This window comes from Duganella sp. AC917 (assembly GCF_979258245.1).
On sequence record NZ_OZ409848.1, the window covers coordinates 5,651,033 to 5,666,208 of the forward strand.

General features: G+C 64.6%; 10 protein-coding genes. 7 read left to right on the top strand and 3 right to left on the bottom strand.

Annotated features, from left to right (window positions below):
- The first annotated feature begins 12 nt into the window (after positions 1-12).
- Genes ACZ0BA_RS24725 through ACZ0BA_RS24750 form a run of 6 tightly spaced genes read left to right on the top strand, consistent with a single transcriptional unit; the run spans position 13 to position 7,417 of the window.
- Entirely contained in the window at positions 13-633 is a 621-nt protein-coding gene (locus ACZ0BA_RS24725; RefSeq protein ID WP_463453786.1) for a DUF4159 domain-containing protein, read from the top strand.
- A 2-nt stretch (positions 634-635) separates the two neighbouring features.
- Positions 636-1,631: an AAA family ATPase gene (locus ACZ0BA_RS24730; RefSeq protein WP_463453787.1), complete on the top strand. Its 996-nt coding sequence runs from the start codon at positions 636-638 to the stop codon at positions 1,629-1,631.
- Positions 1,631-2,548 carry a DUF58 domain-containing protein gene (locus ACZ0BA_RS24735; protein WP_463453788.1) on the top strand — a complete coding sequence of 306 codons (918 nt, stop codon included), beginning with the start codon at positions 1,631-1,633 and terminating at the stop codon, positions 2,546-2,548. Before ACZ0BA_RS24730 ends, ACZ0BA_RS24735 begins: the two co-directional genes overlap by 1 nt.
- 27 nt (positions 2,549-2,575) lie before the next feature.
- Positions 2,576-3,637 carry a hypothetical protein gene (locus ACZ0BA_RS24740; RefSeq protein ID WP_463453789.1) on the top strand — a complete coding sequence of 354 codons (1,062 nt, stop codon included), beginning with the start codon at positions 2,576-2,578 and terminating at the stop codon, positions 3,635-3,637.
- Entirely contained in the window at positions 3,621-5,717 is a 2,097-nt protein-coding gene (locus ACZ0BA_RS24745; RefSeq protein ID WP_463453790.1) for a hypothetical protein, read from the top strand. The genes ACZ0BA_RS24740 and ACZ0BA_RS24745 overlap by 17 nt, the downstream gene beginning before the upstream one ends.
- Complete coding sequence (locus tag ACZ0BA_RS24750; RefSeq protein ID WP_463453791.1) at positions 5,714-7,417, top strand: hypothetical protein; 1,704 nt, start codon at positions 5,714-5,716, stop codon at positions 7,415-7,417. The genes ACZ0BA_RS24745 and ACZ0BA_RS24750 overlap by 4 nt, the downstream gene beginning before the upstream one ends.
- Before the next feature lie 25 nt (positions 7,418-7,442).
- Here the strand turns inward: ACZ0BA_RS24750 and ACZ0BA_RS24755 are convergent, their stop codons facing one another.
- Together ACZ0BA_RS24755 and ACZ0BA_RS24760 are read right to left on the bottom strand one after the other, a co-directional pair.
- Positions 7,443-10,178 (bottom strand): TonB-dependent receptor, encoded by a 2,736-nt coding sequence (locus ACZ0BA_RS24755; protein ID WP_463453792.1) that lies wholly within the window; start codon positions 10,176-10,178, stop codon positions 7,443-7,445.
- Positions 10,179-10,353: 175 nt separating this feature from the next.
- Positions 10,354-11,067 (bottom strand): pyridoxamine 5'-phosphate oxidase family protein, encoded by a 714-nt coding sequence (locus ACZ0BA_RS24760; protein ID WP_463454825.1) that lies wholly within the window; start codon positions 11,065-11,067, stop codon positions 10,354-10,356.
- Positions 11,068-11,148: 81 nt separating this feature from the next.
- Here ACZ0BA_RS24760 and pdxR point away from each other — a divergent pair, with 81 nt between their 5' ends.
- Entirely contained in the window at positions 11,149-12,633 is a 1,485-nt protein-coding gene (pdxR, locus tag ACZ0BA_RS24765; protein WP_463453793.1) for a MocR-like pyridoxine biosynthesis transcription factor PdxR, read from the top strand.
- Between the two features lie 4 nt (positions 12,634-12,637).
- Here the strand turns inward: pdxR and ACZ0BA_RS24770 are convergent, their stop codons facing one another.
- Positions 12,638-15,073, bottom strand: a complete 2,436-nt coding sequence (locus ACZ0BA_RS24770) for a TonB-dependent receptor plug domain-containing protein (protein WP_463453794.1) — start codon at positions 15,071-15,073, stop codon at positions 12,638-12,640.
- Positions 15,074-15,176: the final 103 nt, after the last annotated feature.

Genomic DNA, 15,176 nt, shown 5'->3' on the forward strand with positions numbered 1-15,176 from the left:
TAAGGACAGCGCGTGGCCAATTACGATTTCTACTTCACCCGCCTGACCTACGAGTCGGGCGACTGGGATGTGGACGTCCGCATGCCGAGCAACGTGCTCAATTCGCTGGTCGAGTACACGACCTTGCGGGTCGATCCCGTCGAGCGCATCGTCGCGCTGTCCGATCCCAAGATGCTCGAAGCGCCGTTCTGCTATTTCGCCGGCCACAAGCTGGTGCAGTTCACGGCGGCCGAACGCAAGAATCTGGAGCGCTACATCAAGGGTGGCGGGTTTTTGTTTGTCGACGACTGCAACCATGACATCGACGGCCTGTTCGCCAAGTCCTTCGAAGGCGAGATTGCCAGCATCTTCGGCAAGAGGGCCTTGCAGAAGATCCCGAACAACCATCCGGTGTATTCGAGCTTCTTCAAGTTTGACGGCCCGCCCAATACCAGCGTGGAGCTGAACGGCTGGGGCGACGATCTGGTGCACGACTATCTGAAGGCGGTGGAAATCGGTGGCCGCGTGCGGCTTTTGTACAGCAATAAAGACTATGGCTGCGAGTGGGACTACGACTTCCGCAACAAGCGTTTTCTGGCGATCGACAACACCCGCTTTGCGGTCAATATCATTCAATATGCGTTGGGAGCTTAAAGATGGGCGCAATCGCCTGGAGTGAAAGTGAAATCGGCGCGCTGAGCGCCAAGGTGGTGGCGCTGAAGGCGAGCATGTCGAAGGTGATCATCGGCCAGGAGAACGTGATCGACTCGCTGATCATCTGCCTGCTGGCCGGCGGCCACGCGCTGGTCGAGGGTGTGCCGGGCCTGGGCAAGACCCTGCTGGTCAAGTCGCTGTCGCAGGCGACCGAGATGGACTTCCACCGTGTGCAGTTCACGCCGGACCTGATGCCGTCCGATATTGTCGGTACCGAGATACTTGAAGAGGATCACGCCACGCGCAAGCGCGAGTTCCGTTTCCAGCAAGGCCCGGTGTTCACGCAGGTGCTGCTGGCGGACGAGATCAACCGCGCGCCGCCGAAGACGCAATCGGCGCTGCTGGAAGCGATGCAGGAGCGCAGCGTCACCTTCGCCGGGCAGACGCACATGCTACCGAAGCCATTTTTCGTGCTGGCGACGCAGAATCCCATCGAACAAGCAGGCACCTATCCGCTGCCGGAGGCGCAGCTGGACCGCTTCCTGTTGCGCATCGACGTGGTCTATCCGACCGAGGCCGAGGAGATCATGATGGTGTCGGCCACCACCAACGCCGGCCTCAAAGACGCCGAGCCGGTGATGGACGTGGCGACGCTGCTGCGCCTCCAGCAGCTGGTGCGCGATATCGAGATCGGCGACCACCTGCTGGCATATGCCACGCGGCTGGTGCGCGCCACCCGGCCCGCGCTGACCACGGCGCCCGCAGTGAAGAAGCATGTCGGCTGGGGCGCCGGACCGCGCGCGGGACAGGCGCTGGTGCTGGCGTCGAAGGCGCGCGCGTTGATGCACAACCGGCTGGCCGTCACGCGCGAGGACATCGGCGAGATGCTGCTGCCGGTGTTGGCGCACCGCGTGATCCGCAATTTCGAGGCGGAAGCCGATGGCGTGGCGATCGCCGACATCCTGCTGGCCCTGCGCGAGCATATTCGTCCGGACTGATGCAAGCGAACCCGAAGACCGCCGACACCGCCGCCATGACGGCGATGATGGTGCAGACCAAGGACCTTGAGCTGGTGATCCGTCACGTGCTGGCGGGTCTCGGTCATGGCCTGCATGCCGGCCGCGAACGCGGCGCCGGTGTCGAGTTCTCCGAGTACCGCGCCTATGCGCCGGGTGACGAGTGGCGCCGTGTCGACTGGAAGCTGCTGGCGCGCGCCGATCGCTACTACGTGCGCGAGGCGGAGCGCGACAGCCATGTCGCGACGTGGTTGTGGCTCGACGCCACCGCCTCGATGGCGGAACCCAGCCGCGAGATCAACGGTGTCGATAAGCTGTGGTTCGCCCGCACGGTGCTCGCTTGCGTGGCCGCGATCGCGCAGCGCCAGGGCGACGCCTTCGGGTTGGTGGTTTGCCGTGGCGGCAAGGTGGAGTTCACGCAGGCCACGCGCGGCCCGCGCCAGTTGCAGCGCGTGCTGGCGCAGCTGTCAAAGGCGCGCCCCGAGGGCGGCTTGCCCAGTGCGGAGGTGCTGAAGGCGAACCTGCATTTCGCCCGTTCGCCCAGCCTGATTTTCGCCGCCAGCGATTTCCTCGACTGGCCATCGCCGTTGAGCGAGGCGTTGCTTCGCTTGCGCAAGCTGCGGCATGACGTGCGCTTGCTGACGTTGCGCACGCAGGCGGAAGTCGACGCCAGTTTCAAATCCGGCGCCGGTTATCGCGATCCGGAACGGAGCGACGGCTTGCACCGTATGAGTAATCGCGATCGTGAAAGCTACAAACAGCAAAGCCGCGCGCACTTCGACAGCGTCGCTGGCAGCTGCCGTCAGAACAATATCGTCCACTACGAAGCGTGCATCGAGCAGGAATTGGATGCCGTTTTACGTAACTGGTTGCGGCTGGCGGGGGCGCGCGCCAAATGACCCATGGAAGATTGTGATGGATAGCCGATGCTGAGTTCTTATCCGTTGTGGTGGTTCGCACTACCCGTATTGTTGTTGCCGATCTGGTGGCATCGCCAGAAGCGGCAGCGTTTAAAGGCGGAACTGCTGGCGACTGCGCGTTTCCTTCCCGTCGCCGCGCCGGAGCAGCTGCGCGTCTGGCAATGGCGCGACCGCCTTTTGCTGCTGGTGCGCTGCCTGCTGTTGCTTGCGTTGATCGCCTGGTTGGCCGCCACCATCTTCCCGTGGCGTGGTAATACGGTGCTGATCGACGCGGGTGCCGACAAGGCTTGGGCGGAGCGCGAGATTGGCACTGCCGGCTTCTCGGATGCGCCGCGCATCGATTTGCCGCCGGATGCGTTGCAGTGGCTGCGCCAGCATGAACGCGACTGGCGTCCCGATGCCAGGCTGCTGATCGTCGCCCGCGCCGGACAAATCCCTATGCCGGCGCGCCTGCCCCTGTTTAACCATCAGGTGGAAGTGCGAACGATGCCGGTTACGAATCCGGAGGCCACGCCGGCGGTTGTGCGTCATCCTGTGGTGCTATCCACCACCTCCGTGAGCGATGCCGTCTGGCGCTCGCTGTTCGCCGCGTTCGATAAAGCTGGCAATGGAAGCAACCGTTACGTGATGGCCAACGCACCCGATGTGAACACCGGGCTTGTTGTGTGGGACGTGCCGGGCGAGGCGCCGCCCACCAGCTGGCGCGCGCCGCATTGGTGGATAGCCACCGCATCGGCTCAGGGGCGCGCTTTTCCCGAGTTGAAAAACGCCAGCGCGATCACCGTCAATGGCGTGACGTTGAAGTATGTGGACAGTCCACGCGGTCGGCTTTGGACCTCGGATGCCTTCCCACCGCGTGACGCCGACACCGCCCGCGCGCTCTACGAAGCATGGCAGTCCCTGCGCGCAGCGCCGGCGCCGGCATACCCAATGCCGTCGCAGGCCTTCACGAAGGGCCTCGCCCCAGCGCCAGGCCGTATCGACGCCAAAGCTGCGGCATGGTTGGCCTACGTTTTGTTCGCATTGTTTATCTTGGAACGGATACTTGCCCATGCACGGCGAAACTGACATCCTGCGCCGCCGCTTGTGGGGCGCGGTCCTGCGTCGGCGACTGCCGTATTGGCTGGCCGCGCTGGTGCCTCTGGCGCTTGCCGCCACCCTGCTGCCAGGCGCCCGGGCGGCCGTATTGGCGGCCATCGCCATATGGGTGATCTGGCTTGCCGCGGACATCTACCGCTTGCGCCGACGGATCGCCGATCAATGGCCGTCGTGGCTGGACGCCGCCATCCCTGCGCTGGAAGATAGCAGCACGTTGCTGTCCGCCGAAGCGAAGACCCCGATCGCGCGTTTGCAGCAGCAACGGCTGCAGTCCCGTCTCGCCCAGGTGCTGACGGACGACGACTATCGCCGTATTGCGCGTAATCGCGTGCGATATGGCCTGGTACCGCTGGTGGCAAGCCTGATCGCCGCCGGCGCGGCCTGGGGCTTCCAGGCGAAGCCGACTGCACCCTTCGCAGCGCAGAAAGCCGCACCCGCCAGCAAGCCGATTGTCGACGGCGAGGTATATTTGCGTGTCACGCCGCCGGCCTACACCGGCGTTGCCGGATTCGAGACCGCCGCGCGCGACATCCAGATTCCGCAATACTCGGAAGTGCGCTGGTGCGTGCGCAAGCCCGTTGGCGCGCAGCCGGTGGTCGAATTGGGCGACGGGCAAGCGCTGTCCATCGGCGCGGATTGCGCGTTGAAGCGCGTCGAGGACTCGCTGTTTTGGCGTACACGCGGTGCTGCCGGCACGCGTTACAACATCCGCGTCATCCCCGACCAGTCGCCGCAAGTGACCATCATCGAACCGACGGAGCTGATCCACCTGCTGGCCAAGGATGTGAAAGCCGTCCAGCTTTCCGTTCTGGCGAAGGACGACCACGCGATCTCGCGTGCCAGTCTGCATATGACGCTGGCGCGCGGCAGCGGTGAGAATGTCCGCTTCACCGATCGCGAAGTGCCGCTGCCGAAATCGGCCGATCCAAAGTCGCGCAGCTGGAAGAAGCAATGGACATTGGCGGAACTTGGCATGGAGCCGGGCGACGAGTTGTACTTCTTCGTACGCGCCACGGATAACGCGCCCGAGAATCCCCACACCACGCAATCGCCGACCTACACGCTGCGCCTGCCCGGCCCGGATGCCGAAAGCCTGGATTCAACTGCGCTGCCGTCCCTGGCCAAGCCGGAGAACCTGCGCAGCCAGCGGCAGATCATCATCGATACCGAACAGTTGGTCGCCGATCTGCAAGCTAATGCGAAGATGCCAGCAGCCACGCTGCGCTCGCGCAGCGAAGCCATCGCCGCCGACCAGGCCGCGCTGCGGCTGCGCTACGGTCAGTTCCTGGGCGAGGAGTCGAGTTTGTTCGGCGACGAGCATGGACATGGCGGCGCCGGCGGCAAGGAAGGTGAGCGTGAAGAGGATGAACACAAGGCTGGCGGCCATGCCGACGAGGAGCATCACGGAGGCGCTGCAAAAATGGGCAGCGAGGTAGCGGCCATGCATCAATTCGGCCACGTCCATGATCAGGAGGACAACGCCACCATCTTCGACCCGCAGACCAAGGCGGTGTTGAAACGAGCGCTGTCGGCGATGTGGGATGCCGAAAAATCGCTGCGCGCGATCGCGCCCAAGCCGGCGCTTGCGCCCGAGTACAAGGCATTGGAGGCGATCAAGGAGTTGCAGGCGGCGGAGCGGGTCTATCTGCATCGCACGGCATTTGTTCCGCCAGCGTTGAAGGAAGAGAAGCGCATGAGCGGGGATATCGTCGGCGCGATGAGCTACAAGCGCGCGCAGGGCGCCGCGAGCGACAGCGTCCCGGCCGAGGTGCGGGAACTGGTGCAGTCGTTGGCAGCCGATGGCGCGTTGCCTGCGCTGTGGAGCAAGTCCGCGCGCGACACCATTACCGCGCGCATTCCCGATCAAGAGCAAAAACTGAGTGCGCAGCGCGCGGTGCAGGACGTGATGGACGGCTGCGTGCCGTGCCGCACCGAACTGCGCGCCTGGCTGCGTGGCACATTGACCGATGCTCCGGTGCTGTTGCAGGCCAGGTCGTCGGTCGATAGTCCGTTCGCGCGGGCGTGGAATGGCAAGGAGGAGGCGCGATGAGCGGCACAGTGGTCTCCATCATGAATATCGCCACGGTCGATGCCGAGACGTTGGTTTTGCCGGTGCTGACGCTGGCCGCCGGTTTTGCGAGCGCCATCTTGTTCGGACGCAAACGGCAGTGGATCAACGCGCTGCTGATCACGGCAGGCGCGGCGGCGTTGGCGATCTCGCTGGCCGACATCCGGCTGCCGTCCAAGGGTGGCGAGGCATTGGCCGTTGTCACCGACGCCAGCGGCCGGATCGACGAAGCCACGTTGCGCGGAATACCCGGCGCCACTGCCATCGCCATGGTCGGGGATGGGCTGCGCCAGGCGCAATGGCAGGATCTGCCCGCGCGGCTGCTGCAATGGAAACCGGCGCAGGCGGATCTGCTGTCGCTCGACTTCCCGCGCACGATGCCGCTCGGGCGCATTTTCACATTGACGGTGCGGCGTCCGCAGGCGCCGGCCGGCTGGCGCCTGCAGCTGCTGGCAGAGAACAAGCAGGTGCTGGCCGATTCCGGCGCCGTAGCAGCAAACAGTGCGCCGGCCGCGCAGCTGTCGGTTCAATGGTTGCCGCCGGTGGCCGAGGCGATGGTGCTGCGTGCGCGCCTGTTGGACGCCAAAGGTAAAACGATAGCGGAGGGGCCGGTGCCGCTGCAGGTGAGCGAAGCGCTGCCGTTGCAGGTACAGGGCCGGTTCGATGCGGCTTCGTTCGATGCGCGCGCATTGAACCGGTTGTTGTCCGACAGTGGTGCGATCGTCGATTGGAGCGTCACATTGGGCAAGGCCATTGCCCGCAGCGAGATGGCGCGCGAACCGATCACCGCGCCCAACGCGATGTTCGTCGATGCCGCCTATGGCGAAAAGCTGGCGCCATCCGCACGCGCGGCGCTGCTGGCCGCGACGGGGCAGGGCGTACCGCTGGTGGTACTGGGCGCAAATGCTTCCGACGCCGGATTCTGGCAGCGCGAGCTGGGTCTGCGCCTTCGGCCGCAATCGCCGACGACGGAGAAGGAAGACCAGCGCCAGTTTAGTGCAGGGGGTGTTTCCTTGGTCATGCCGCCGGCGACGCTGAATCCCGATGATCGCGGTGACGGGCCATGGTCGGTGCTGGCCAGGGACAGCCGCAAGCAACCGTGGCTCTGGCAGCGCGATGTACGCCAGGGTCGGGTGATCTGGGTGGGCGTCTCGGAGTGGCACCGGTACGCGATCAGCGCGCCGCAAGCGTTGGCATTGTGGTGGCAGGACGCTATGGACCGGATGGTGTTGGCCGGTGTGCGCAAAACCGAATGGCGATTGGCGGACCCGATGCCGGTCGCGGGTTTGCGCAGCGAGGTATGTGCGCAAGGCGCCGATGCCGGGGCGTTGCTGCGTGTCGAGGGTGGGCCGGCGTTGGCCTTGCAGGCGCGTGGGGACAAGGCGGACGGACCTTGTGCGGCCTGGTGGCCGCAACGCGCGGGGTGGACACGCTTTAGCGCCGCCGGCATGCCGACGGCGGGGATGACCTATGTTTATGGGGATGGCGATTGGCCGCAGTGGCAGCGTTCCTTGCGGCGTGAGGCGACTGCGCAGTATGCGGCGAGGGCGCCGGCAGGCATCACGGCAACGACGGAGCGACCGTTGTCGACGACACCGTTCGCGCTGCTGTTTGGCTTATGCATGTTGATGCTGTGGTTCCGTGACCCCAAGGCCGCCACGGAACCACATAGGGCGGATTAGCGCGAATCCGCCCCAAGTCTCGCCTTTAGAACTTGTAATTCACCCCGAACAAAACAGTGCGCCCGTACTTGGCATACTCCAGCTGACGGTCCTTGCTGTTGGCGTAGGTCTCATACGCTTCGTTGGTCAGGTTGTTGACCTGCAGGAGTACCCCCAGTCCCTTGTACGCGCCGTCGTTGAAGGTGTAGCCGATCTGGAAATCGACCGGGCTGTCGCCGACCACATAACGCAACTGGCGATCGCCCGCGAAGTTGCCGATCTCGCCCACATAGTCCGAACGCCGACGCGTGCTCACACGCGTCGAGAACCCGGCCTTTTCGTAATACAGCGTGACGTTGGTGACGTGACGCGACATGCCGGGCAGTTCGATCTTGCCGATCGAGGCGTTGACTTCCTTGATGTCGATGCCGCTCTTGGTGTACGAGGTACTGGCCAGTACACCGAAGCCGTCCAGCACCGGCGTGACCAACTCCAGCGGCACCGACACCGACAACTCCGCCCCCTTGAGCGTGCCGCCGCTGCCGTTGTACGAAGTGGTGTACTGACCGGAATTGGTGATGGCGATGGTGCCGGGCGTGTACTGCGAGAAGTCGCGCGTCTCGGAGAACTTGTAGATGTAGGTGTCGAGCTTTTTGTAGTATCCGGCCAGCGCGACGTAACCCTTCTTGGCGAAGTACTTTTCCCACGACAGGTCGAAAGCCTTGGCGCGCCAAGGATCGAGCCTGGCGTTGCCGCCGCTGCCGCTCGGCAGGCGCGTCCCGGTATCGACGGTGAAGTTAAAGCCGGCGTTGAGTTCATCCACTCGCGGCCGGGCGATTTGCTTGGCCAGCGAGACGCGCACGGTTTGATCCGACGGCAGGCCGAAAGCGAGGTTCATGCTTGGCAGGACGTCGTTGTAGCTCTTGCCGTCGGTGTAGGGATGGGCCACGCCGGCGGCATCCGCGTACAGGGAGTCCGACGATTGATCGGTATGCAGCAGCTGTGCGCCGATGTTGCCGCGCACGGCGACGCCACCCCATTCGCTTTCGATGTTGGCGCGCGCATAGCCCGTGGTGATTTTCTCCTGGACGTCCCACGCGCGGCTGATGGTGCCGGCGTTGTTGGCCAGGCTGTAGTTGATCGGGTTGAAGTACTTGGCGATCACCCCCGGCACATTCCACGAAGGGACCACCCCCGCGCCGGCAAAGCCCAGGTCCACCGGCGAGTAGAGCAAGTCGCTGGAGATGGTTGGGTTCCCGGTGGCGAACAAGTCACCCGATGGCTGGCGCTTGGTCTTGGTGCGGTCGCTGTAGTTGATGCCGACGTCGAAACCGCGCAGGTACGCATCCAGGCTATCCGGCGCCGGCAGCGTGGCCGCCAGCTTAAAGCTTTTCAGCGTGTCCTTCAAATGCGGCGAATAGGTGCTGCCGTAACCGTAGATCGAGTTACCGGTAAAAAGCTTGGCCGGGTCGCTGTAATTGAGCGTGCCGGCGATGGTGGCGAAGCGGCCGGTGTTCCAGCCGACCGTCATCAAGGGATCGTTGAAAGCGCCCCCCGTCGCGCTTTGCAGCTGCAGATTGTTTTCGAGGTAGGTCTCATCGCGCTTGGCTTGCGAGTAATTGGCGTCCGCCAGCAGCGACCAGCTGCCGAAGTTAAATTTATTGGCCCAGCCGGCGGTGCGGATCTGGTCCTTGCGGTGGTTGTATTGGCCGCGCACCAGCGGGTAGGCGCCGGTGGCGGTGCCACCCAGCAGCGTGCCGTTGACGATATTGGTGCTGGCGTAGTTGAAGCCGACCGGGTTGTTGCTGCCGTTGTAGCCGCCCAGATTGACTTCGAACTGGTTGTTGGTGTCCACCTGTTTGAATTCGGAGGCGAACAAGTCGATGGTGCTGGACCACTGCTTCGATGGCCGGTATTCCAGCACGCCGATCACACCGGTGCGTTTCAGCGTGCCGCTCTTGGCCAGCGCCTTGACGCCGGCAGTGACGAAGGTGCCGGCCGGGACGCCCGACACGGGCGCCTGTTCGAACGGCTCGTAAGTGCCGGTCTGGTTTTCCAGGATGGGCGTCTCCAGGCTGGCCACGCCAATCGCCACGCCGACGGTGCGGTTCGCAAACTGGTCGATGTAGCTGGCGCTGAGGCGATGGCCGGTGTCCTTGGTGTCGGCGATCTTGCCCATCGAGTTTTTCTCGCCGCGCACGTTGACCGAGAAGGTGCGGCCCGGGAAGGCCAATGGGCGCACGGTCTGCATGTCGATGGTGCCCGACAGGCCCTGGCCGACCAGTCCAGCGTCCGGCGTTTTGTAGACGGTGACGCCACTCAGAAGCTCGGAAGGATATTGGTCGAATTCGACGCTGCGATTGTCGCCGGTGCTGACCTGTTCGCGGCCGTTGAGCAAGGTGGTGGCAAAGTCCGGCGACAGGCCGCGAATGCTGATCACTTGCGCGCGGCCGCCGACACGCTGCGCGGCCAGGCCCGGAAGGCGTGCGATCGATTCGGCGATGCTGACGTCGGGCAGCTTGCCGATATCCTCGGCGGAGATGGATTCGACGATCGAAGTCGACTCTTTTTTGACCGAGATGGCATCCTCGATGCCGCGCCGGATGCCCGATACGACGACTTTCGACATCGGCGCGTCGCCGGCTTGCGCGGAGGCCGCGCTGTCGTTCTGTGCGTGCAGCGGTGTGGAAAAGGCGGCGATCAGCAGCGCGCAGGCGGCGGCGACGGGCGTGAGGGGAGGCGCGGCGCTAACGCCGCGTGGGGTGCTTGGACTGGCTTGCATTGTCTTGTCTCCAGATGTTTTACATGGGGTCGGATGCTCGGCGTTCTCATGACGCCTGAGCCCGATCTTGTATTAAAACTAGAAACCAAGTCAAATTAAGTTTTATCTTGTGACATCAAATAGCTGAACCTAGGACAAGTCACAGCCCTTGAAAACGCTTTCAGTTGCGTGTTTGCTACAAATTGGTATTGCTTAGTGTAGTCGGACTACATCCCCAGGCGCTGACGTAGTCTGGTGCCTCAATGGTGCAAGCCGTGTCCCGCTGCGGCGCCATCGGCGTCCGTTCCCACGGCAGAACGCCCGCCCAAACCGGCCATTGCATGTCCTCCTCATCGTCGTTCGGCCCGCCACTGCGCACCTTGCAGGCCGCCTCCTCCAGCGATATGCGCATGATCGTCGTCGCGGCGTACTCCTTGTCGTTGCCCGGCCGGACCTGTGCCTGACGTCCCGGCGCCAGCTTTTCCATGAAGGCTTCCAGCGAGCGATGGCGCTCGGCTTCGTCGGTGACCACCTCGAAGCGGCCGTAGATCATCGCCGAACGATAGTTCATCGAATGGTTGAAGGCCGATCGCGCCAGCACCAACCCGTCCAGGTGCGTGATCGTTACGCAGGTCTCGCTTTCCATCAGGCGTTTAAGCATGCGGCTGCCATTGGAGCCGTGGATATACAGATGCCCGTCCTCGCGCCAGCACGCGGTGGGGATGCAGTGCGAACCCTTGGCGTCGACGAAGGCGATGTGGCACAGATAGGCGTCGTCGATGATGGCGTGCAGGGTGGCGGTGTCGTACTGCGCCCTCTCGGCGCTGCGACGTACGCGGGTGCGGTCGCTGGGGTGGGCGGCGGGGCTGGCTGAACTGGCGGGGGTGGCTGCTGCGGTCATGATCTCCATCCAAAATGAGTGAAACATCAATATAATGGCTTGCTGGCCCTGAAAACAGGTCCAGATATATGTAATCTTATGGGGCCACAAATGGATATGTCACTGCTGATCACCGGTTATACGGCGCAGCACAGCCACCGGGGCTGGCCGCGCCAGCGCATGTTGCATGAATGTTTGCGCACGGCGATCCGCAATGGCACCCTGGCCGCCGGCACGCGGCTTGCCGCGTCGCGCGCGCTGGCCGAGGAGTTGGGATTGGCGCGCAACACGGTGCTGTACGCGTACGAGCAGCTGGCCAGCGAAGGCTTCGTCACCACCGACCGCCGTGGCACCGTGGTGGCGACGATCGCGGCGGACCGCAAGCCGTCGTCGGCGCAGCCGGCGCCGGCGTCCGCCCACGCGGGCCTGTCGCTACGCGCGCGGGGCTTGCGTCCGTTGCCGGGTCCTGCCGAGATGATGGGCGCCTTCGTTCCCGGCGTGCCGGCGCTCGACCATTTTCCGTTGACCTTGTGGCGACGCATGCTGGAACGCGCATGGCGTTCGCTGACGGTGGAACAGCTCAATTACGGCGACCCGGCTGGCGAGCCGCTGCTGCGCGAGGCCATCGCGGACCATCTGCGCGCGGCGCGCGGCGTGGTTTGCGATGCCGGCCAGGTGTTCATCACGGGCGGTACGCAAAGCAGCCTGGATCTGTGTTTGCGCGCGCTGGCCGACAGCGGCGACACGATCTGGATCGAGAACCCGGGCTATGGCGGCGCGATGGCGGCATCACGCGCGGCGGGGCTGAATGTGGCGGGGATCGAGGTCGATGACGACGGCATGGCGCCAGCGCCGGAAGATTGGTTGTTGCGGCCCCCGCGCCTGATTTACACGACGCCGTCGCACCAGTATCCGGTGGGCAGCGTGCTCAGTTTGCGCCGCCGGCTGGCGCTGATCGAGGCGGCGCGCGGCGCCGGTGCGCTGATCATCGAGGATGATTACGACAGCGAGTTCCGGCATGATGGCGCGCCGCTGTCGGCCATGCAGGGGCTGGCGCCGGAAGCGCCGGTGGTGTATCTGGGTACCTTCAGCAAGACCATGTTCCCGTCGCTGCGGATCGGTTTCGTGGTGGTGCCTTTGGCGCTGGAGCAGGAATTCGCGTTGATGCGCGCGCAGTCGCATGCCAGCGGACGGGTGGCGGAACAGTTGGCGCTGGCGGAGTTTTTACGCAGCGGGCAATTCGCGCTGCATGTGCGGCGCATGCGCCGCTTGTACCGGCAGCGCCGCGACGCGCTGGTGGCGTCGCTGCAGCGGCATATGGGCGCGGTGGCGACGGTGCATGGCGGATCGGCAGGCATGCACCTGGCGCTGCGCTTCAGGGACGGGACGATGGACGATGTGGCCGTGAGCGGGCAGGCGCTGGAGCACGGCATTGTGGTCAACGCATTGAGCCGGCATGATACCCAGGGGGCGTCGGGGTGGCGCGGTTTGATGCTGGGCTACGCGCAGGTGCCGGCCGAGCAGATGGATGATTTGGTCAAACGGTTGGCGGCGATCGTGCACCTTGCGGCGTTTGCCGCCAACCGTTCACGCTAGCACATTAAAACGCCGTATCGACGCGCACGTACATCGAGCGGCCGTTCACGCCGATCGGGCAGGTTTCCCAGCAGCGGGTGAAGCCCAGTTTCGGGAAGTCGCCGCCGTTGGTCCATTCCGATGGCAGTTCGTTGAACAGGTTGTTCACGCCGACGCTGAGGAAGGTGCGCTTGCTGAAGCCATACCGCACCGACGCGTCCACCAGCCATTTGGCATCCCACGTGTGCAGGGGGCTGAAGCTTTGCGCCTGCACTTCGCCATAGTAGTTGGCGCGGGTGTTGACGTTCCACGCGCCGGCCGTGTAGTCGGCCGCCACCACGTGGTGCTTGCGCGGCTGGCCGCGTTCGATCAGCGTGACCTGCGCCTGGTCGAACAGCTGCTCGCCGGTCAGCACCGACGATGTCGAATGACGCTTGCTCACCTCCGTCTTGTTGAAGCCCAGTTGACCGGACAGCACCAGCGACGACGCCGCGAAACGGGTGGTGTGCTCGGCCACCACGTCCAGCCCGCGCGTGCGGGTGTCGACCGCGTTGGTGAAGAACTGCGCCTGGCCCACGCCCAGCGGACGCAGGATGTTGGTGATCGGGCCGCCGCCGGCTTCCGGTGCGATCTCGCTGGAGAAGACGATGCGGTCCTTGATCTTGATCTGGTACGCGTCCACCGTCAGCGACATGTTCTTGGCCGGGCGCAGCACCATACCGACGCTGCCGCTGGTCGAGGTTTCCTCTTTCAGCGGGGCGATGCCGAAGGCCTGCGTGACCGAGCTGCCCTCACGCGCGGTCAGCGTTTCGGTCAGCACGCCGTTATTCAGGTTGGTCGACACGGAGCTGTAGAAGCGCTGCTGCACGCTGGGCGCGCGGAAGCCGCTCGAGACGCTGCCGCGGAAGCCGACGCTCTTGGTCGGGTCGTAGCGCGCGCTGAGCTTACCGGTGACGGTGCTGCCGAAGTCCGAGTACTTCTCGTAGCGCACGGCGCCGGCCAGGGTCAGGTTGTCCAGCGGCTTGTGCTCGGCGTCGAGGAACAGCGCGATGTTGTGGCGGCCCGAATCGACTGCGGTCGCCGGCGTGTAGCCAGGGAAGCCCTGGATGCCCGCCGCCGCCGTCGCGCCGCTCGGGGTGGTGATGCCGATCGCCGGGTTGTTGGTGCGGCCGTACTGGTAGGAGACCGGGTCGCCGGCGACGATCTGGTAGTTGTCGCGGCGGTATTCGAAGCCGGCGGCGACGAAGACGCTGCTGTCGCCGAATTTGACCGGGCCCTTGATGTCGGCGTTGACCGTGGTCTGGTCGAATTTCAGCGTGCCGGTGTCGGCCTCGCGTGGCGATTCGGCGTAGATGCCGCCGCCCGGTTTCGGCTCGTACCAGTAGCTGGTGTTCAGGCTGTCGGATTCGTGGAACGCCAGTTCGCTGGCGCCATGGTTGACGCTGACGTCGGCCTTCCAGTCGTTGGGCAGGTCGCGGCGATAGCCGAAGGCGAACGAGGCGTCCTTGATGTCGGTGTGGATCGCCGGCAGGAAGCCGTTCGGGTACACCGCTTGAACGGTGCGGTCGTCGCCGGCCGAGCGGAAGAAACCGAACGAATCGCTCTTGCGCTTGGACAGGCCGCCGAAGGCATAGAACTCGCTGCTCTTGTCGATCGGGATGGCGCCGTTCCACCAGAAGTAGGTGTCGCGGGTGTTGCTGTCGCCCAGATGCTGGGTCACGCGCGGCGGGTTCGCGCGTAGCGAGTCGGGGCCGGCGCGGTTGGTTTCGCCGCGCTTGCGCGCCTCGACGGTCAGGTTAAGGAAGCCGCCGTCCTGGCCCAGCGCGAAGCCGGTGTTGGCGCTGCCGGAGTACAGGTCGCCGTCGCCTTCGGAAGTCGTTCCGACGGTGCCGCTCAGTGAGGTCTCGTTGGTCTGCGTCTTGAGCACGATGTTGATCACGCCGGCGATGGCGTCCGAGCCGTATTGGGCGGCGGCGCCGTCGCGCAGCACTTCGATGCGCTGGATCGCCGCCAGCGGAATGGCGTTGATGTCGGTGCCGGCCGAGCCGCGTCCGACAGTTTGCTGGACGTTGACCAGCGCCTGCTGGTGGCGGCGCTTGCCGTTGATGAGTACCAGCACCTGGTCAGGCCCCAGCGAGCGCAGGGTGGCCGGACGGATGCTGTCGGTGCCGTCGCTGACGAAAGTGCTCGAGAAGTTGAACGACGGGTCCAGGGTTTGCAGCAGTTTGCCCAGTTCCAGCGGGCCGGCGGTTTGCAGGTCCTTCAGACCGATCAGGCCGACCGGCGCCGAGGTGTCGAGCGCGGTTTTGGCGACCGTGCGCGAACCGAGAACGACGACCTGCTGTTCCTTGGCCAACTGCTCGTCGGCGGCGGCCTGGGTTTGTGCCAGGCCCGGACCGGCTACCAGCAACAGGATGGCGCTGGCCAGCAGCGTGCGCTTGAATTGAGGTGCTCTTGTCATGTATTTCTCACTTTGTTTTTGTGGGACGCCGCTGGTAGCGGTCGTTGAGAAAATACTATCTTGAGCTGTCGCACGGCCGCAACGCGGCATGCACCAACTTGTT